The sequence below is a fragment of the Microbacterium sp. TWP3-1-2b2 genome (assembly GCF_049896145.1).
GTDB lineage: Bacteria > Actinomycetota > Actinomycetes > Actinomycetales > Microbacteriaceae > Microbacterium.
The window spans coordinates 169328-188832 of record NZ_JAFCTS010000001.1; the positions used below are offsets into that span (position 1 = coordinate 169328).

Sequence of the window (19505 nt, forward strand, 5' to 3'; positions counted from 1 at the left end):
GCCATGACGATGACCGTGTCCGCCGAGGCGCCTGACGCGTCTGAGATCGAGGACGTGCTGAGCGTGCGCCGTGTGTGGCCCGCACTGCGCACCGTGCTCGCCACCCTCGGCACGGCGGTCACGGTCTTCGTGCTCGCCACCTTCGCCACCTTCGCTCTCGGTGCGGCGAGCGGCTCGAACCCTGCAGCGGTCGCACTGGGAGAGGTCGCGACCCAGGAGGACGTCGACCGGCTCAACCACGTCTTCGGGCTGGATCGTCCGTTCCTGGTGCGCTACATCGACTGGATCTCGGGCGCTGTGACCGGTGACCTCGGGGCGAGCTGGTTCACGACCATTCCCGTCGCTGACAGCATCGCGCAGGCGTCTCCGGTGAGCGTGTCGATCGCCGCCGGCGCGATTCTTCTCGCTCTGCTGTTCGGATTCGCGGGCGGCATCCTCGCCGCGGTCAGCCGCGGCGGGCTCGTCGACCGCATCGTGACCCTGCTGGCCACCGTGTCGGCGACGGTCCCTGCATTCGTCGCGGCGATCGCCCTCATCCTTCTGTTCGCCTATGCGATCCCGATCTTCCCCGTCGCCGGATACGTGCCGCCGGAGAAGGATCTGGGCGGCTGGCTCCTCTGCCTCGTGCTGCCGTCCCTGGCGCTCAGTCTGGATGCCGGAGCTGATATCGCCAGGCAGTTGCGCACATCGCTGGTCGGCACACTGCAGGAGAACTTCATCATCGGCGCGCGGGTGCACGGACTCGGACCAGGCCGGATCGTGCTCAGACATGCACTGCCGATCGCGTCGACCCCGGCTCTGTCAGTGCTCGGAGTGCACGCCCCTCGGCTCGTCGGCGGAGCCGTCATCACCGAGGTGATCTTCGGGATGCCGGGACTCGGTCAGCTCGCGAACCGCGCTGCGCTGCAGGGCGACATCCCCGTCGTGCAGGGCGTGCTGCTCATCACGATCGCCATGGTCGTCATCATCGGCGTGATCATCAACCTCGTCATCGCCCGCACCGGCGGCACCGATCGGAGCGCCGCATGAACGCCCTTGCTCGCCTGTGGGCCGCCGGATGGACGGTGCGCGTCGCGATCCTCATCATCGTCGGCGTGTTCGTGATCGCTGTCGCCGGACCCGCGCTGGCACCGTACGATCCGCTGGGACAGGACACCGCGAATGCCCTGCAGGATCCGTCGCTCGCGCACCTGTTCGGCACCGACTACCTCGGCCGCGATGTGCTCTCGAGGCTTCTCGCAGGTGCGCCGGCCTCGCTGTTGAGCGCTCTGGGGGCGGCTCTCATCGGGCTCGTGATCGGCGCGGTTCCCGGTGCTCTCAGTGCCTTCGCGCCGAGGGTCGGCGAGTGGCTGTCGCTGCGCCTCGTCGACGCGCTGCTGTCGCTGCCGTTCATCCTCTTCGCCATCGTGTTCGCGGCGCTGCTCGGCAACGGGCTCGTGCAGGCGACGCTGGCGATCGGCATCCTGATCGCGCCGAGCTTCTTCCGCATCGCGCGAGCGGCGACGCTCCGTGTTCGCGACTCGCAGTACGTCGAGGCCGCCACGTTCCTCGGCGGATCGGCATGGTGGGTGCTGCGCCGCCATGTGTGGCGCCAGGTCGCACCGAACCTCGTCGTCGCATCGGTGTCGGCGCTCGGCGGTGCCCTCCTCGCAGTGGCGTCGCTCACCTTCCTCGGCATCGGAGTGCAGCCGCCGGCGCCGACCTGGGGAGGGATGCTCTCCAGCGACCTCGGGTATCTCGGTCAGCGGCCGTTCGGCCCTGTCGCCCCGGCGCTCGCCATCATCGTCACGGTCGGTGCGCTGAACCTGCTCGCGGATGCCGCCCGCGACGTGCTCGGAGCGGATGCCGTGACCGCTCGCCCCGCACGCAAGGAGGCCGCCCATGTCTGACGCGAACGTGTCGGTTGCGGCAGCATCCGGCCGGTCCCGATCTGCGGACTCGGTCCCGATCAGCGGACAGAATCAGGAGATTGGTCCGCGAATCGGGACACCTTCTGCTGATCGGGACACCTCAGCCGGAGCTCGCATCGCTTTCGCGCCGTCGTTCGACGAAGGCTCGCTGGTGCGCGCACCCGTGGCGTCGGCGGAAGACCTGGTGATCTCGTCATCCGACGGCACGGAACTCGTGCACGGTGTGTCGATCTCGGTGAGGCCGGGGGAGGCTCTCGGCATCGTCGGAGAGTCCGGCAGCGGCAAGACCCTGACCTGCCGGGCACTGCTCGGCATCCTGCCTGCCGGCCTCACCGTGACCGGCGGCGCGGTGACGATCGATGGTCAGGATCTCACGCATGCGTCCGAGAAGCAGTGGCGCCGGCTGCGCGGCACGAATGTCGCCGCCGTGTTCCAGGACCCCGCGTCGTATCTTCACCCCGCGATCCCGGTCGGCGCTCAACTCGAGGAGACGCTGCGCATCACCGCCGGGGTTCCGCGAAAGCAGACGCGCGAACGCGCCCGCGAGTTGCTCGATGGTCTCGGCATCCGCCGCGTCGACCTCGTGCTACGTCAGCGGGTCGCCCAGCTCAGTGGAGGGATGCTGCAGCGCGTTCTCATCGCGATGGCGCTCGCCGCAGACCCGGCGGTGCTCATCGCGGACGAGGCCACGACGGCGCTGGACGTCACGGTTCAGGCGGAGCTGCTCGAGCTGCTGAAGCGGCTGCGGGTCGAACGCGACCTCGCGCTCATCCTCGTCTCGCACGACCTCGCCGTCGTCGCTCAGGTCTGCGAGCGGGTGCAGGTCTTCCGTGACGGCCGGGTCGTCGAAGCAGGTGCGACGTCCCGTGTGCTGCGCGCGCCAGGACACCCCTACACGCGTGAACTGCTGTCGGCGCACGCCGCCTATGGACTGGAGAGGTATCTCGCATGAGTGGCCAGGGACCGGTGCTCGAACTGGACCACGTCTCGGTCGACTACGGCCAGGTCAGGGTGCTCGACGACGTCTCGCTGACCGTGCGCCCCGGCGAGGTCGTCGGCGTCGTCGGAGAATCGGGCTCGGGCAAGACGACCCTCGCGCGCACAGTACTGCGTGCTGTGACGCCTGCCCAAGGGCACGTGCACGTGGCGGGGCGCGACGTCACGCTGCTTCGCGGGGCGGCGCTGCGTGCGTGGCGGCGTTCGGGTGCAGCGCAGTACGTGTTCCAGGATCCGTTGCGTTCGCTGGATCCGGGCGTCGCAGTCGCCGACTCCATCGTGGAAGGACTGCGTATCGCCCGGGTGGCGACAGCGGATGCCGCCCGCCGCCGTGCCGCGGCACTCGAGGCCGTCGGACTCGACGAAGACCTCATCGCCCGACTGCCGTCCGGTCTTTCGGGTGGACAGCGACAGCGTGCCGCGATCGCCAGGGCGCTCGTGGTCGAGCCGCGACTGCTCGTGCTCGATGAGCCGGTCAGTGCGCTCGACGCCGCGAGCCGCGACCGGGTAGTGCAGGCCCTCATCGCGCTGCGCGATCGACGAGGCAGCGATCTCGCGATGCTCGTGATCTCGCACGACATCGGCTCGCTCGCGGCCATGAGCGATCGGCTCGTGGTCCTCAACCGCGGTCACATCGTCGAAGACGGCCCGACCAGGCGCGTTGTCGCGCACCCGGAGCATCCGTACACCAGGCGACTCATCGACTCCGTCCCTCTCATCCACACACCATCCGCCAACCGCCCCTGAACACTGGAGCTGCAGACATGCCCATCGAAATTCTCGGAATGATCGCCACGACCGCAGGCTCGGAGTCGAAGGCGATCGCTGGACCCGTCGTCGATCCCGCCTATGTGCGTGAATTCTCGCGGGCGCATGAGGAGGCCGGATTCGACCGGGTGCTCATCGGATACAGTGCGAGCGCTCCCGACGGCTTCGCCGTGGCCTCCGCGGCCCTGCACTCCACAGAGCGGCTGAAGGTGCTCATCGCACACCGTCCGGGTTTCGTGCCGCCGACGATCGTCGCCCGCAAGCTCGCCACGCTCGACCATCTCACCGGTGGTGGGCGCGTGGCGATCCATCACATCACCGGCGGCAGCGAGGCCGATCAGCGTCGCGACGGGGATTACAGCGAGAAGCAGGATCGCTACCGTCGCACCGGCGAGTTCATCGACGTGCTGCGCAAGACGCTCACGGAGGAGGAACCCTTCGATCACGAAGGCGAGTTCTACCGCTTCGAGGGCGCGTACTCGGCGGCGAAGCCGGCGACGGATGCCGGAATACCGATCTTCTTCGGAGGACTCTCTGACGGTGCGATCGAAGTCGGGGCGAAGAACGCGGATGTCTACATGCTGTTCGGCGAGCCGCTCGCCGAGGTCGAGGAACACATTCGCACGATCCGGGCCGCCGCGGTGAAGGAGGGCCGGACGATCGAGTTCAGCCTGTCGACGCGTCCGATCATCGCCGACACCGAGGAGGAGGCATGGGCGAAGGCCGACCGCATCTACGCCGAGACCGAGGAGCTGATCGCGTCGCAGCGCGACGGGAACACACTGTCGTTCGCCCGCTCTCGTGGGCATGAGCGCAACGCCGTGTCGGCGGATCGCCTGCAGCAGATCGCGAAGCGCGGTGACGTGCACGACGATCGGCTGTGGACCGGCATCACCCGCCTGACCGGCCCATCCGGCAACTCGACGGCGCCGGTGGGCACGCCAGAGCAGGTCGCCGAGGCGTTGCTCAAGTACTACGACCTCGGCGTCACACGATTCCTGATCCGCGGGTTCGACCCGCTCGGGGACGTACGCGATTGGGGCCAGGAGTTGGTGCCGCTTCTGCGGGAGGGGGCGCGACTTCGCGACGAGGCCCGGGTCGCGGCCTGAGCGACGGACTCAGGCTCGGGCGGTGACGAAATCCGCGATCGCGTCCAGAGCAGACGCCGTGCCTTCCAGATGCGGCAGATGAGCGGACTCGGGAACGTCCACCACCCGCCCGTCGGGGATGGCAGCGGCGGCGTCGCGTGCCTGCGCGTGGAAGTGCAGGAGATCCCGACCGCCCACCAGGAAAAGGACAGGCACGGTGATCCGGTCCAGGCGGGACCAGGCATCGGGTGCGTCTGCCGTCGTGCCCGGATCGAGCGCGGAGATCGCGCGGGCGTTCATGTCCAGGAACAGGTCGCGGACGGGGCCGCTCACGCGTCCCTCGTACCCGGCGCCGTCAAGCCACAAGTGCGCTTCATGTCGGTTGACGGCATCGAGGTCCGCCAGGGCGTCGGCGGCGTCGATCTCGGCGTCGAGCTCTGCGACGAGAGGTTCGAGTTCGGGCTCAGGCGCTCCACCGATCGCGGGTGCGATCAGCACGAGCGCGGAGACGCGCTCCGGATGCGCGAGGGCGAGGTCTACCGCTGTCCCTCCGCCGATCGAGCTGCCGATCGCGATCACGGCGTCCACCCCTGCGGCATCCAGCACGGCGACAGCATCGGCGACCGGCGACCAACCGTCGTCGGTGTCGTACTCGGTGTCACCGTAGCCGCGCCTGTCGTAGCTGATGCAACGAACGCCTGCGCCCAGACGATCCACCACCGGCGTCCAGGAGCGCTTGTCGGTCACGCCGGCGTGCAACAGCAGCACCGTCTTCATGTCGCTCGCGCCGGTGTCTTCGACCGCGAGCGATGCGCGGCCTGAGGTGACGCGCAGAGAGATCACGGCACCAGGGTGATCTTGCCGCGAGCGGCGTGCGCCTCGATCAGCTCGTGCGCCTGGGCTGCCTCCGAGAGGGGCAGTTCGGCTCCGAGCTCGATCTGGAAATCGCCCTTCGCGATCAGGGCGATCGCGACGTCGACGCCTTCGTGACGCCAGGCGAGTTCCTGCTCCGTCAGCGGAGTGGGAGCACCGCCGCTGAAGGCGCGGATGCCGAGGGCCGCGGCATCCGGTCCGCGGACGATCGTCGCGATGCGATCGTGATCCTCGATCAGCTCCTTCGACACCTCGATCGCCTCGTCGGTGCCGATGCAGTCCAGCGCCACCGTCACGCCGTCCGGCGCCGCCTCGCGCACGCGGTCTGCAAGACCGTCGCCGTACGCGACGGGGATCGCGCCGAGCTCGCGCAACTGTTCGTGGCGGTCGGGGCTTCCTGTGGCGATCACCTTCGCGCCGGCGGCGACGGCGAACTGGATCGCGGCCTGCCCGACTGCCCCGGATCCGGCGTGGATCAGCAGGGTGTCGCCCTCGCCGACATCGAGCGAGCGCAGGCACTGGTACGCGGTCCCCACCGGGATGCTGAGAGCGGCGCCCTCCGCGGCGGTGACGGCATCCGGAAGGTGGGAGAGATGCGCCACCGGAACCGCGAGGTGCGTCGCATATGTTCCGACGGTGTCGCCGATCGCGACCCTGTCGCCGACTGCGAATTCGGTGACACCCTCTCCGATGGTGTCGACCACACCGGCCCCGTCCAAGCCGACGCGACGCGGTTCGGTGATGGGCGGCATGGGACGAGCGCCGCTGCGCCGCTTGGCATCGAGTGGGTTGACGCCTGCCGCCTCGATCTTCACCACGACCTCGCCGGGACCGGCGACAGGATCGGGGATCTCCACGAGGTGGAGGACGTCAGGGGAGCCGATTTCAGTGTGAACGATCGCGCGAGCCATGCGGCCAGGCTACCCGGAACGGATGAAGCCCTCACACCGGACGGCGTGAGGGCTTCAGGAGATCCGAGAGATCAGTCGACCGGGACGATCAGGCCCTTCCAGGTCTCCAGGATGTACTCCTTCGTGCGATCGTCGGTCAGCAGCTCGACGAGGGCCTCGATGCGAGGGTCGTCCTCCATGTCCGCGCGGGTCGCGAGGATGTTGTAGTACTTGCTGTCGGTGCCCTCGAGGAGGATCGCCTGGTCATCCGAGAGCCCGGCCGGGATCGCGAACGACGCCGTCACGAATGCGGCGTCGTTGTCGGGGAGGGCCAGAGCCAGCGAGGCGTTCTCGATCTCGACGAACTTCAGGTCCTTCGGGTTCTCGGTGATCTCCGCGAGCGTGGTGGCGCCGTCTGCGATCTCGATGATGCCCTCGGCGGCGAGCAGTTCGAGTGCGCGGCCCTCGTTCGTCGGGTCGTTCGGGATCGCGATCGTCGCGCCCTTGTCGAGGTCGTCGAGGCTGTCGATCTTCTCGCTGTAGAACGCGGCGGCGGGCAGGTAGATCTCGCCGACCGTGATCAGATCGTCGCCGGACTGCTCGTTGTACGTCTCGAGGAACGTCGAGTTCTGGAACAGGTTCGCATCGACCGAGCCGTCGGACAGCGCCGGGTTCGGCGTGTTGTAGTCGGTGAACTCCTGCCATTCGATCGTGAGTCCGGCTTCCTCGGCGAGGTTGTCCGAGACCCACTTCAGGATGTCGCCGGCGGGTACCGGCAGCGCGCCGACCTTCAGCGTGCCGAGGCCCTCTGAGCCGTCTGAGGCAGGGGCGTCGTCGGCGCTTCCACCGGCGCAGGCAGTGAGACCGAACGCCAGGGCGCCGGCCGCGACGATGGCGACGCCGCGAGTGAGAGAGGAGAAGGACATGGTGGTGCTCCTTGGGATGTCTGTGTGTAGGAATGCAGTCAGCAGGGGGACGGGATGCCGGGCGTCAGGCGCCGGCGCCGATGACATCGGCGGCGTGCGATGCCCGGTTCTCATGATCGAGCGAACGGGCGAGCACGTTGCACGCCCACTGCACGAGCAGAACGATCACGAACAGCACGATCACGACGGCGACGATGTGCACCCAGCTGTAACGCTGGAATCCGTACGTGAGAGCGACGTTGCCGAGTCCGCCACCGCCGACCACTCCCACCATCGCCGAGAAGTTGATGATCGAGGTGATCGTGGTGGCGACGCCGAGCACGATCGCCGGTGCCGTCTCGGGCAGGATGACGCGGCGGACGAGCTGCCAGCGAGTGGCGCCGATGGAGTCCGCCGCCTCGAGCAGCCCCGAGTCGACCTCCTTGACGGCGATCTCGACCACGCGGGCGAAGAACGGGATCGCGATGAGAGTGAGGGGGAAGATGGCTGGGCCCGTGCCGATGAACGAACCGAGCAGCAACCGGGTCAGCGGTATGAGTGCGATCATCAGCACGATGAAGGGCACCGAACGACCGAGGTTGACGAGGAAACCGAGCACGCGGTTGATGGTCACGCCGAGAGCCGCGGATCCGAGCGGAGCCGAAAGGAACCTGCCCTTCTCGGTGCCGACCAGGACGATACCGAGCGGGAGGCCGACGATGATCGTGAAGAGGGTCGCGACCCCGGTCATCCAGAGGGTCTCGAGCGTGCCCTTGAGCATCGTGTCGAAGAGCTGCGGCCAGAAGTCGGGGGAGGTGTAGTCGATCATGCTGCCTTCACCACCTCGACGGCGACGCTGTGTTCCGTGAGGAACGCCTGCGCCCGGGCGACGATCTCAGGATCGGCCGGCAGCGCGAGACGGGTGCGTCCTGCCTGTGCGCCGGCGATGTTCTCGATGGTGGCGCCGAGGATCGAGACGTCGAGATCCAGCGCGCGCGAGAGCAGCGCGATCGTGGGCTTCTGCGCTTCCTCTCCGGCGAAGGTGAGATCGATCACGACGGATCCGGGGATGTCGGGTACCTCGCCGAGCGGGAACAGGTCGCGCGCGAGGCGGCTGCCCGGCGTGCGGATCAGGTCGGTCAGCGTGCCCTGTTCGACGATGCTGCCGTGCTCGAGCAGAGCGGCGGCATCGCAGATCTGCTTCACGACCGCCATCTCGTGTGTGATCAGCATGATCGTGAGTCCCAACTCTCCGGACAGGCGCCGCAGCAGCGCCAGGATCTGACGAGTCGTGTCTGGATCGAGCGCGCTGGTGGCCTCGTCCGAGAGCAGCACGCTCGGGCGCGATGCCAAGGCGCGGGCGATGCCGACGCGCTGACGCTGACCCCCGGAGAGCTGTGCGGGGTACGCGTCGGCGCGCGCGGCGAGCCCGACCAGATCGAGCATCTCTCGAGCCTCGTGCGCACGGTCACCGCGGTCACGGCCGACGGCCTCCAGGGCGAACTCGACGTTCTGCGCCACCGTGCGGTTGCCGACGAGGTTGAAGTGCTGGAACACCATGCCGATTCCGTGCCGCGCAGCGCGCAGCTCCTGTCCGCTCAGGTGCGAGACCTGCACACCGTCGACCGTGACGCTGCCTGAATCCGGGCGCTCCAGGGCGTTCACTGTGCGCAGCAGCGTCGATTTGCCTGCACCGGACTGGCCGACGACGCCGAAGATCTGGCCGCGGCCGATCTCCAGCGAGACATCTGCGAGTGCGCGGGTGCCGCCGAAGGATCGGCTCACGTGCTCGATGGTGATCATGGGAATGCTGAAGACCCCTTTCGGGGGAACAAGAGGAGGGTAGGGAACAATTCCACCCGATCGGCGGCGCGAACGCCAATTCGTGTGACGCCCCGTGACGCGGTTATCAGGCCTCTCGCAGGATCTTTGCTATGCGCTGCGGTGAGACGGGCTGCGCGGTACCCAGTCGCTGCGCGAACACGCTGATCCGGTACTCCTCCAGCAACCAGCGAACCTCCACGAGAGCGGGGGCGGCGTCCGCGGGCAGCGGGATCGTGCCCCCTGCGTCCTCGAACGTCTTCGACACCCGCTCGTACTCGGTCATCCGAGCGCGGTCCTTTCCGGGCTCGGATGACAGCGTCTTCAGTCGATCGAGCATGCCGTCGAGGTACCGGGGGAGATGCGCGAGGCGCTCCGCACCAGTCGCGGAAATGAAACCGGGATGCAGCAGAGCGCTGAGCTGCGATCGGATGTCGTTCAGCGGTCCGAGAAGAGCGAGGGAGTTCTCGGCCTTGATGCCGCGCTCGACTTCGCGGGATTTCGTGAGAATGCGCGCGACGAGCGACACCGCGTGGAACAGGTCATCGACGAGCCCGGCGTTCACGGCATCCCGTGCCTTATTGAACTCGGCCTCGGTGCGGATCGGCTCCGACGGCAACGCCGCGCGGACGACGGCCGCTCTCGCATCCTCGATCAGTGCGGCGGCCGACGAGTACGGCGACGCGGCGAGGGCCAGCTTCTCCTGCGCCGTGAGGTGCTCCTGCACGTAGGAGGCCGGTGACGGCACATTCAAGAGCATCAGGCGCAGCACGCCGTCGCGAGTCGCTGAGGACGCGGCATCCGCCGTCGCTTCGACACGCACCGAGACGGTCTTTCCGCGGTCGATGATCGCCGGGTAGCCGCGCACGACTCCGCCGGCGACCCTGGTGTCGAGCACCTCGGGGAGATCACCGAAAGTCCAGCTCGTCAGACCGTCCTGCTCGATGGCCCCTCGCGGCGTCGCCGCAGCCACGACCTGAGGGTCGGCTCGTCCTCTGCCCTTCTCCGGACGCGCGATCGAGCGCGCGACGCTGGAGCGGGCGCGATCGGAGAGCGAGCTCTGCAGTTCGCCGAGGTCGCGTGCCGAGCCGGCGACGCGGCCGCGCTCGTCGACCGCGCGGAAGTTCATGCGCAGATGCCCTGGCACACGATTATCATCGAAGTCGGCGGCTGAGACCGGCTGGTTCGCCAGCGGCTGGATCATCCTCGCCAGCGCTTCCTTCAGCGAGCGCGGCGGGCGTCCGCCGTGATTCTCGGGCCCCTCTTCGGCGAGGGCCGCCCCGAACTTGTCGGCCCAGTCGGCGGCCGGCACGACGTGTCTGCGGATCGTTTTGGGCAGAGCGCGCAGCAGTGCGGTGACGAGGTCTGCTCGCAGCCCTGGCACCTGCCAGTCGAAGCCGCGATCCTCGATCTGCGCGAGCAGTGCGAGCGGCACGACGACGCTGACCCCGTCGTCCGCAGCGCCCGGTTCGAAGCGATACGCGAGTCCGAGCACTTGATCGCCCTGCGCCCATCGCGTGGGGAAGTCGTTCTGATCCGCGCGCTCATCGTCTTCGATCAGGTCGCTCTCACGCATCACGAGCAGCTTCGGGGTCTGCTGCAGTGTCTCGCGCCACCATTTCTCGAACGAGCGCACGTCGAAGACTTCGGCGGGGATCCGCTCCTCGTAGAAGCGGAAAACCTCCTCGTCGCCGGCGAGGATGTCGCGTCTGCGTTCGCGTTCCTCGAGCTTCTCGAGGCGTTTGCGGAGCTCCGCGTTGCTGCGCCAGAACGCGCTGACCCGCTTGTCGAGTCTGGTCGGGTCCCACTCTCCTTCGACGAGCGCATGCCGCACGAAGAACTCGCGCGATGCGGCGCGGTCGATGCGGGCGAACTGGATGCGCCGACGCGGGATGATCTCGACACCGAACAGCGTGACCTTCTCGAATGCGACGGCGGCACCGGCATCCTTGGACCAGTGCGGCTCCGAGATCGACCGTTTGGCGAGATCGCCCGCGAGGGACTCGGCCCATGCCGGGTCGATCGCGGCGACGGTGCGCGCGAAGGTACGGGAGGTCTCGACGATCTCGGCGGCCATGACAGCCTGAGGGCTCTGCTTGCGTAGGCCCGATCCAGGGAAGATCGAGAAGCGGATGCCGCGCGCGCCGCGATACTCGGCCATGCGGCGCTTCGGATCCTTCTGGCTCTTCGTCTGCCCCTTCGGAGGGGTCTTGGTATTGCGTTCGTCGAGGATTCCGATCTGCGAGAGCAGACCGGAGAGCAGGGCGCGGTGAATGGCGACGGGATCTGCTGCGCCCTCGTTGTTCGAGGCAGGCGGGGCCTTGACCAGTGAGCGCAGCTGGCGGTGCACGTCGAACCACTCCCGCACGCGCACGTAGTTCAGATACTCGGAGCGACACAGCCGCCGGAACGCGCTCGAGCCGAGCTCGCGCTGCTGCTCGCGCAGGTGGTTCCACAGGTTCAGCGTCGCAAGGAAGTCGCTCGTCGGGTCGGTGAAGCGCGCGTGCATCCGCTCGGCGGCGTCGCGCACGGCCTGCGGTGCCTCCTGCGACGGTCGCTCTCGTACGTCCTGGATGGTGAGGCCCGCCACGATCGCGAGCACGGCTTCCACGACGTCGGTCCCCGAGCCTGTCGAAGGGTTCTGAGCCTCCAGCAGCATGCGCGCGAAGCGCGGGTCGATCGGCATCCGTGCGATGTCGCGGCCGATGCGAGTCAGGCGCGGGGTGTCTGTGCCCGTCGAAGAGCCAGTGCCGAGATTGACGGCGCCCAGCTCGGTGAGCAGATCGAACGCCGCTTTGATGCCGCGCGAATCCGGCGGAGTGAGGAACGGGAACGCCGAGATGTCGCCGAAGCCGAGCGAAAGCATCTGCAGCACGACGGAGGCGAGGGAGGTGCGCAGCACCTCGGGTTCGGTGAACTCCGCGCGCCCTGCGAAATCGTCTTCGCTGTAGAGACGGATCGCGATGCCGTCGCTGGTGCGGCCGGCTCGGCCGGAGCGCTGGTTGGCGGATGCCTGCGAGATGGGCTCGATCGGCAGTCGCTGCACCTTCGAGCGGTTGCTGTAGCGGGAGATGCGCGCGGTACCGGTGTCGATGACGTACTTGATGCCGGGGACTGTGAGGCTGGTCTCTGCGACGTTCGTGGCGAGGATGACGCGGCGGCGAACGCCTGCGACGCGGCTCGGCTCGAACACTCGGTGCTGCTCCGCGGCCGACAGCCTTCCGTACAGCGGGAGCACCTCGACGGGCGCCTTGCTGGACGCATACGCCGCTCGCACGGCATCCGCTGCGTCCCTGATCTCGGCCTCGCCCGGAAGGAACACCAGCACATCGCCCTGGGCCTCGCGGTCGAGTTCACGCAAGGCGGCGACGATGGCGGAGACCTCGTCTTCGGGGTCTGCCGCTGCATGACTCCGGAGGTTTTTGCCGGATCGCCGTGTCCGCCGCGCATCGGAGCCCTCAGATCCCGATTTCTCCGGAGTTATGCCGTCCTCTGAGGGCGCGCGGTACCGGATCTCGACCGGGTAGGTGCGCCCCGAGACCTCGATGACCGGTGCCGGAGTGCCGTCCGGGGCGGCGAAGTGCTTCGCGAAGCTCGCCGGGTCGATCGTCGCCGACGTGATGATGACCTTGAGATCGGGCCGTTCCGGCAGGATGCGGGTGAGGTAGCCGAGCAGGAAGTCGACGTTGAGGGAGCGTTCGTGCGCCTCGTCGATGATGATCGTGTCGTAGCGGCGCAGCAGACGGTCGCGGTGGATCTCGTTGAGCAGGATGCCGTCGGTCATCAGTGCGACCTTGGTCGCCTCCGACACCTTGTCGGTGAAGCGCACCTTGTAGCCGACGACGCCGCCGAGCTCGACGTGCAGTTCATCGGCGATGCGCTCCGCGATGGTGCGGGCAGCGAGGCGGCGCGGCTGGGTGTGCGCGATGTTCGTGCGTCCGAGTTCGAGGCAGATCTTCGGCAGCTGCGTGGTCTTACCGGAGCCGGTCGCACCGGCGACCACGACGACCTGGTTGTCGCGGATGGCGTCGGCGATCTCGTCCCTCGCGGCGCTGACGGGCAGCTCCGGGGGATAGGTGATGACGAGATCGGCAGAAGACATAGCCCTCCATCGTATGACGGCGACGCGCCGCGAGGCGACCTGTCATCACAGGTCGTAGGCTGGGCGCATGACGATCCCCACTGTGACACTCAACGACGGCCACTCCATCCCTCAGCTCGGCTACGGCGTCTTCAAGGTGCCGCCGGCAGACACCGAACGCACCGTCAGCGAAGCGCTCGAGATCGGCTACCGCCACATCGACACCGCGGCGATCTACGGCAACGAGGAGGGCGTTGGAGCTGCGATCGCGAAGAGCGGCATCGCCCGTGACGAGCTCTACATCACCACCAAGCTCTGGAATGACCGGCACGACGGCGATGAGCCGAACGCCGCGATCGCCGAGAGCCTCGAGAAGCTCGGACTCGAGCACGTCGACCTGTACCTCGTGCACTGGCCGACACCGGCGAAGGACAACTACGTCCACGCGTTCGCGAAGCTCATCGAGCTGCGCGATGCAGGACTCACACGCAGCATCGGCGTCTCGAACTTCCTCGCCGAGCATCTCGAGCGTGTCGTCAACGAGACCGGTGTGACCCCGGCCGTCGACCAGATCGAACTGCACCCCGCGTACCAGCAGCGCGAGACCGTGGCGTGGGCTGCAGATCACGGCATCCGCATCGAGTCCTGGGGCCCGCTCGGGCAGGGCAAGTACGACCTGTTCGGCACGCCGGCGGTCGCCGATGCGGCAGCCGCGCACGGCAAGACGCCTGCCCAGGTGGTGCTGGGCTGGCATCTGCAGAAGGGAAACATCGTGTTCCCGAAGTCGGTGCGCGCCGAGCGCCTGCGCGAGAACCTCGATGTGTTCGACTTCAGCCTCACCGACGCTGAGATCGCTGCGATCGACGGCCTCGACCCGCTCGACGGATCCGGACGCGTCGGCTCGCACCCGAACGAATTCAACTGAGCATCTGATGCTTACATGACGCCCCGTGTCGCTTCCTGCGCCACGGGGCGTCGTCGTGAGTACGTTCTATGGCATGACCGCTCCCTATCGCATCGTCGCCGTCTCCGGCTCGCTCCACGAGCCCAGCAAGACGACCGCGCTTCTGCGTGCCATCGCCGCCGCCATCGCAGAGCGGGCGGAGGTCGAGGTGCAGCTGATCGAGCTGACCGCCGTCGGCCCGGCACTCGCCGGGGCGCTGCGGCGCGATCACCTGCCCGCGAGCGTCGAAGCGCAGTTGATCGCCATCGAGCAGGCCGACCTGCTGATCGTCGGCAGCCCGGTCTACCGTGCGTCGTTCACCGGGCTCTTCAAGCACCTGTTCGATTTCGTCGGCCAGTACGCGCTCGTCGGCAAACCCGTGCTGCTGGCGGCGACGGGCGGGGGAGAGCGTCACGCGCTCATCATCGAACACCAGCTGCGCCCGCTGTTCGCGTTCTTCCAGGCGCTCACGCTTCCGCTCGGCGTCTACGCCAGCGACACCGACTTCGACGGGTACGTCATCAACTCGGAGATACTGCAGGCGCGGATCTCGCTCGCCGCTGAGCGCGCGCTGCCGCTGGTCGGATACGCGGCGTCGCGCTCGGCAGAGGCGCTCGTCGGCTGAGAAGCCCGTCCGGTCGAACCGGCACGGGCGTAGCGTTGGCGTCATGACCAATCGCCTCGCAGACACGCTCAGCCCCTATCTGCGCTCGCACGCCGACAACCCGGTCGACTGGTTCGCGTGGGGCGCTGACGCGTTCGCCGAAGCACAGCGCCGGGACGTGCCGCTGCTGATCTCGATCGGCTACTCCACGTGCCACTGGTGCCATGTCATGGCGCGCGAATCATTCTCCGACCCGGAGACGGCTGCCCTCATCAACGAGGGATTCGTCGCGATCAAGGTCGATCGGGAGGAGCATCCCGACGTCGACGGCGCGTACATGGCAGCCGCATCCGCGTTCACCCAGAACCTCGGCTGGCCGCTGACCGTATTCGCCACACCGCAGGGCCGTACGTTCTATGCGGGCACCTACTGGCCACCGGTGGCGCGCGCTCCTCTTCCCGGGTTCAGAGACGTGCTCGAAGCGGTGCGAGAGGCCTGGATGCTGCGCCGCGAGCAGGCGATCGAATCGGCGGATGCCGTCGCCGAGGCGCTGGCGAGTGCGGCGGCCACGACGCCCTCTCCGCTGCCGACGCCGGCGAGCCTGGCCGCGGCCGCGGCGACGATCGCCGCCCGGGAGGACCGACAGTTCGGCGGGTTCGGCAGTGCCCCGAAGTTCCCGGTGGCGACGACTCTGCGGTTCCTACAAGCGCCGCTCGTGCGCAGGGAGGCTCCGGAGGCGGCTGCGGCCGCTTTGCGCGCGCTCGCCGCGATGTCGGCATCCGATCTTCGCGACGTCGACGGTGGTTTCTTCCGCTATGCGACACAACGCGATTGGACGGTTCCTCACTACGAGCGGATGCTGACGGACAACGCCCAGCTGCTCGACGTCGCCGTCGCTGAGGGCGACGAGACGACCGCGAGGGGAATCGTCGGGTTCCTGCTCGATGTCTTGCTGCGCGAAGGCGGTGGGTTCGGTGCCGCGCAGGATTCGGAATCGTGGATCGACGGGCAGCGCAGCGAGGGCGGGTTCTACCTGAGCGCCGATCGCTCGGCGCTGGAACCACCGGCAGTCGACGGGAAGGTCATCACGGGTTGGAACGGGCTCGCGATCTCGGCGCTCGCGCGGGCAGGGGCAGCGCTGGGCGAGCCGGAATGGGTGGATGCGGCGGCCGCAGCGGCCTCGTTCGTGTTGGCGACCAATCGCTCGCCCGACGGACGAATCGTGCGGGCATCGCTGGATGGGGTCGCATCGGCGGCGGTCGCGACGCTTGCGGATCTGGGGCTGCTTTCGGAGGGGCTGTTCAGCCTGGCTGCGACCACCGGAGAGGCGTCATGGGCAGTGACTGCTCGTGACCTTCTCAACGAGGCACTCGACGGCGCGGCGGCCGATCCGGTGCTCTCCGCGCAGAGAGTGGCATCTGCTCCCGACCAGACCGACGGGGACCTGCCGTCTGGACTTTCGGCCGTCGCGGCTGCCGCATCGGCGGCGTGGAGGCTGGGGGCGGGCGAGAAGTACCGCGAGGCCGCCGAGGAACGGGTTCAGGCGTATGCGGCCTCCGCGCTGCAGCATCCTTTCGGGCACGGGTCGCTTCTTGCGGTGGCAGCGGGGCTTGTCGAGCCGCCTCGCCAGGTGGTCGTCGTCACGGAAGACCGCGGCGGGGAGCTTGCCACGGCATCCCGAGGCGTCGACGCAGATGTGATCGCGATCGTGACCCCGGCGCAGGCTCGTGCGTTCACGGATGCGGGCTTCGAGCTGTTCGAGGGAAAAGATTCCGCATCCGGTCTCGCGTACGATTGCCGGGCGTTCGTGTGCCGGCTTCCGACCGCTGATCCTGCGGGGCTCGTGCGGGAACGGTGACACGGGCAGCAGAGGGCTGAGCACGGATGCACCGGCAGTTTCAACGCATCCAGTAGTCCTCGGGCTTCGTGCCTGGGTGAAAGCCGAAGGCCTCGACCATTGACATGGCCTCCGGGAAGCTCGCCGCGAGTGTGGCCGGACCGTGAGCGTCGCTGCCGAACGACACCGCGCGCCCTCCTTCCTCCGCCCACCATTGCGGAACCCACGGCCAAAGTCGTCGGGTGTTCATCTCCAACGCTCTGCCGGAGTCTGCTATCGCACGCATCGCCGCACGAAACCCTTCCTCGAATCGTCGTGGATCGAAAGGCCCCGCCGTGAGAACTGGCCAAGAGCGTGCCGCGTAGTCGATGTGGGTGAACACGACGAACGAGTCCGAGCCTGCGATCATTCGCGGGATCTCATCGAGATACGCCCACATGACCTCATCCGCTGGCCGATGGCGATAGAGGGTCGTCGGCTCCGTTCGATCCCGGCCTTCGTACGGGAGCATATGCAGCGAACCGTTCACTCGATCGATCAGCCCACTCGACAGCAACGGGGCGGCGCTGGTGTCCCACAGGTGGGGTTGCCCGAATTCCACCCCGGTCAGGATACGGAGGTCTGGATGCTTGTGACGGCAGCGTTCAACTGCATCGACATACCCTTCGAAGTCGAACGGAGGAAGCCGCACATAGCCTGAGTCGTCGACGTAGCGCTGTCCGTGGTCACCGATGTCCCCTTCATCGATTCGCCAGTAGTCCTCCAGGTCGAGATGCTCGGTGAAGACGAGCGCCGGGAGCCCGATCTGTGCGGCCCGTGCGCAGATTCGATCCATGGCGCCGGCCGAGGACGGGTCAGCGCCGGCATCCCACGACCATTCGCTATGGACGTGTGCGTCTGCGGTCAGAACCGTCATGCGCCCAAGTTACCCCGGGGCCGAAAGAGACGCTCATGTATATCGTCTTGGACGCGTGTGCCGGGACAGATCGATCAGTCGCAATTCCCAAGCCGTGCTCGACAACTCTCTTCGGAAAAGTGTTCTGACCTGGGTGAAACCGGGTCGGAATGTCGGTGGCCCCCTGTTGAACAGGGGTATGAACAGCATCGTTGCTCGGCTTCGGGATCTGGAGGAGACCCTCGATTCTGTGGCGTGCGACGCGTTCGGTTCGGAGCAGATTCCGGGGATGTCTGACGCGGATGTGGCGGAACTGCTGGTGGTGTCTGGTCGTATTCAGCGGCAGCTGGAGGGTCTGCAGGTCGAGGCGGCGGTGCAGGTCGGTGACCGCTCTGCCGGGCTCAAGGATGAGCGGATGACGACCCGGTACGGGTGCTCGAAGCCGGCGGACCTGGTGCGGATGCTGACCGGCACCGACACGCGGGCTGCGACCCGGCTGGTGAGAGCGGCACGCCTGGTGCGGAGGGATGTCGGGATCACCGATGGTGCTTTCCTGCCGGCCCGGTATCAGGCGTTACGTGACGTGATGATCGACGGAGACCTGGGTGTGGCGGGGTTGTTGGCGGCGACGGATCCGATCGAGCAGTCCGCACGCCGGATCAGTGATGAGGACCGTGTGGAGGCGGACCGTCAGCTCGCCGATTTCGCTCGAGGGGTGGAATCAGATTCTGCTTCGGATAGCGACGCTCCGCGCCCGGCCCCGTTGCCGGAGGATCTGGGCACTCTCGCCCGGGTGATGGTCGCGTATCTGGATCCCGATGGGGCGGAGCCGGCGGAAGAGGCGGCGATGCGGGGCCGCTTCTTCTCGATCGGGAAGGTGAAGGATGGTGCGGCGCCGGTGCGGGGGAGCCTCCTGCCCGAGGTGGCCGCGCAGTTGAGTCTGTTGATCGACAGTCTGTTGAACCCGAAGGTCAACGGGGCGGATGACCCGGAACGGGACGGGGCGTCAGCGGGCGACGCGTCGACGGGTGCGGGTGGTGGCGTGCGGTTCGAGCCGTCGGAGGAGACGGGTCCCGCGGACGGGACGGGTGTCACCGATACCCGCACCCGTGGGCAGAGGCTGCATGACGCGCTCGCGGCGATCCTGAACACCGCGGCCAGAACAGACCTGTTCCCGCACCTGGGCGGTGCGGCGCCGACGCTCACGGTCGCCGCGACGGCCGCTGACCTCGCGGCGGGGCACGGGTGGGCGCAGATCGGGCACAGCGGCGATCTCGTTCCGCTCGCGGCGGCGTTGCAGACCGGGTGCGCCGGTGGTGTCCAGCGGATTCTGTTCGATGACGGGGGTCGGATCGTGTCGATCGGCACCAGCAATCGCATCTTCAACGCCCTGCAACGCCGGGCGATCACCTTGCGCGACGGCGGGTGCGTCATCCCTGGATGCACGATCCCCGCGACCTGGTGCGAAGTGCACCACGTGAAAGAGCACGCTGACGGCGGACCCACCCACACCGACAACGGGGTGCTGCTGTGCTGGTTCCATCACCGCACCCTGCACCTGACCGAATGGGTCATCCGCATGAACCACGGTGTCCCCGAAGTCCGCGGCCCCGCCTGGTGGGACCCCCACCAGAGCTGGCACCGCACCCGCAGCCCCCACCGCCGACAACCCGTCCCCGGCTGATTCGCTTACCGATTGCGCGGATGCTCCCGTGCCAAACGCTCGTTGCCGTGCCGACAGTCTCCGGTCACGCGTGCCATCAGCAGCTGCGGATCGCTCCGATCCACCTCTGAGAGAAACGATACGGCGCGCGGCCCGCGCAACACGCAGCTCAGGTCCCACTGATCGATCAGTCGCCACGACAGCAGCTGCATCGAGAGAGTCTCGGCGAAA

At 67.8% G+C, this 19505-nt stretch carries 16 protein-coding genes; 9 read left to right on the top strand and 7 right to left on the bottom strand.

All coding sequences use genetic code 11. The features are described 5' to 3' along the window. Positions 1-3 precede the first annotated feature (3 nt). The 5 genes from ACP7AR_RS00885 to ACP7AR_RS00905 are packed head-to-tail and all read left to right on the top strand — an operon-like array spanning position 4 to position 4783. Positions 4-1029: an ABC transporter permease gene (locus tag ACP7AR_RS00885; protein ID WP_426181535.1), complete on the top strand. Its 1026-nt coding sequence runs from the start codon at positions 4-6 to the stop codon at positions 1027-1029. Continuing rightward, entirely contained in the window at positions 1026-1889 is an 864-nt protein-coding gene (locus tag ACP7AR_RS00890; protein WP_426181538.1) for an ABC transporter permease, read from the top strand. Before ACP7AR_RS00885 ends, ACP7AR_RS00890 begins: the two co-directional genes overlap by 4 nt. Then, positions 1882-2862: an ABC transporter ATP-binding protein gene (locus ACP7AR_RS00895; RefSeq protein WP_426181541.1), complete on the top strand. Its 981-nt coding sequence runs from the start codon at positions 1882-1884 to the stop codon at positions 2860-2862. Before ACP7AR_RS00890 ends, ACP7AR_RS00895 begins: the two co-directional genes overlap by 8 nt. Next, positions 2859-3653, top strand: a complete 795-nt coding sequence (locus ACP7AR_RS00900; protein WP_426181544.1) for an ABC transporter ATP-binding protein — start codon at positions 2859-2861, stop codon at positions 3651-3653. The genes ACP7AR_RS00895 and ACP7AR_RS00900 overlap by 4 nt, the downstream gene beginning before the upstream one ends. A 17-nt stretch (positions 3654-3670) precedes the next feature. After that, positions 3671-4783: an LLM class flavin-dependent oxidoreductase gene (locus ACP7AR_RS00905; protein WP_426181548.1), complete on the top strand. Its 1113-nt coding sequence runs from the start codon at positions 3671-3673 to the stop codon at positions 4781-4783. 9 nt (positions 4784-4792) lie between these two features. Here ACP7AR_RS00905 and ACP7AR_RS00910 read toward each other — a convergent pair whose 3' ends face one another. From ACP7AR_RS00910 to hrpA, 6 genes are all read right to left on the bottom strand, one after another. Then, complete coding sequence (locus ACP7AR_RS00910; protein WP_426181551.1) at positions 4793-5605, bottom strand: alpha/beta fold hydrolase; 813 nt, start codon at positions 5603-5605, stop codon at positions 4793-4795. After that, complete coding sequence (locus tag ACP7AR_RS00915; protein WP_426181553.1) at positions 5602-6546, bottom strand: quinone oxidoreductase family protein; 945 nt, start codon at positions 6544-6546, stop codon at positions 5602-5604. The genes ACP7AR_RS00910 and ACP7AR_RS00915 overlap by 4 nt, the downstream gene beginning before the upstream one ends. Before the next feature lie 71 nt (positions 6547-6617). Then, on the bottom strand, positions 6618-7451 hold the full coding sequence (locus tag ACP7AR_RS00920; RefSeq protein WP_426181556.1) for a MetQ/NlpA family ABC transporter substrate-binding protein: 834 nt from the start codon (positions 7449-7451) through the stop codon (positions 6618-6620). Positions 7452-7515: 64 nt separating this feature from the next. Continuing rightward, positions 7516-8259, bottom strand: coding sequence for a methionine ABC transporter permease (locus tag ACP7AR_RS00925; protein WP_426181559.1), 744 nt, complete (start codon positions 8257-8259; stop codon positions 7516-7518). Further along, on the bottom strand, positions 8256-9233 hold the full coding sequence (locus ACP7AR_RS00930) for a methionine ABC transporter ATP-binding protein (protein ID WP_426181561.1): 978 nt from the start codon (positions 9231-9233) through the stop codon (positions 8256-8258). The genes ACP7AR_RS00925 and ACP7AR_RS00930 overlap by 4 nt, the downstream gene beginning before the upstream one ends. Positions 9234-9339: 106 nt before the next feature. Continuing rightward, positions 9340-13353, bottom strand: a complete 4014-nt coding sequence (gene hrpA / locus ACP7AR_RS00935) for an ATP-dependent RNA helicase HrpA (protein ID WP_426181563.1) — start codon at positions 13351-13353, stop codon at positions 9340-9342. Between the two features lie 67 nt (positions 13354-13420). Between hrpA and ACP7AR_RS00940 the strand changes: the two genes are divergently transcribed. The 3 genes from ACP7AR_RS00940 to ACP7AR_RS00950 all read left to right on the top strand — a co-directional run bounded on the left by ACP7AR_RS00940 (position 13421) and on the right by ACP7AR_RS00950 (position 16737). Then, the gene (locus tag ACP7AR_RS00940) at positions 13421-14257 is read left to right on the top strand and encodes an aldo/keto reductase (protein WP_426181566.1); all 837 of its coding nucleotides are present in this window, start codon (positions 13421-13423) and stop codon (positions 14255-14257) included. A 73-nt stretch (positions 14258-14330) separates the two neighbouring features. Beyond that, positions 14331-14900: an FMN reductase gene (msuE, locus tag ACP7AR_RS00945; RefSeq protein ID WP_426181568.1), complete on the top strand. Its 570-nt coding sequence runs from the start codon at positions 14331-14333 to the stop codon at positions 14898-14900. 43 nt (positions 14901-14943) lie between these two features. Further along, on the top strand, positions 14944-16737 hold the full coding sequence (locus ACP7AR_RS00950) for a thioredoxin domain-containing protein (RefSeq protein WP_426181571.1): 1794 nt from the start codon (positions 14944-14946) through the stop codon (positions 16735-16737). 40 nt (positions 16738-16777) lie between these two features. On the opposite strand, the gene ACP7AR_RS00955 is transcribed toward ACP7AR_RS00950, so the two are convergent. Then, complete coding sequence (locus tag ACP7AR_RS00955) at positions 16778-17632, bottom strand: PHP domain-containing protein (RefSeq protein WP_426181573.1); 855 nt, start codon at positions 17630-17632, stop codon at positions 16778-16780. Positions 17633-17900: 268 nt separating this feature from the next. On the opposite strand from ACP7AR_RS00955, the gene ACP7AR_RS00960 reads away from it, so the two are divergent. Then, entirely contained in the window at positions 17901-19295 is a 1395-nt protein-coding gene (locus tag ACP7AR_RS00960; RefSeq protein WP_426181576.1) for a DUF222 domain-containing protein, read from the top strand. Positions 19296-19505: the final 210 nt, after the last annotated feature.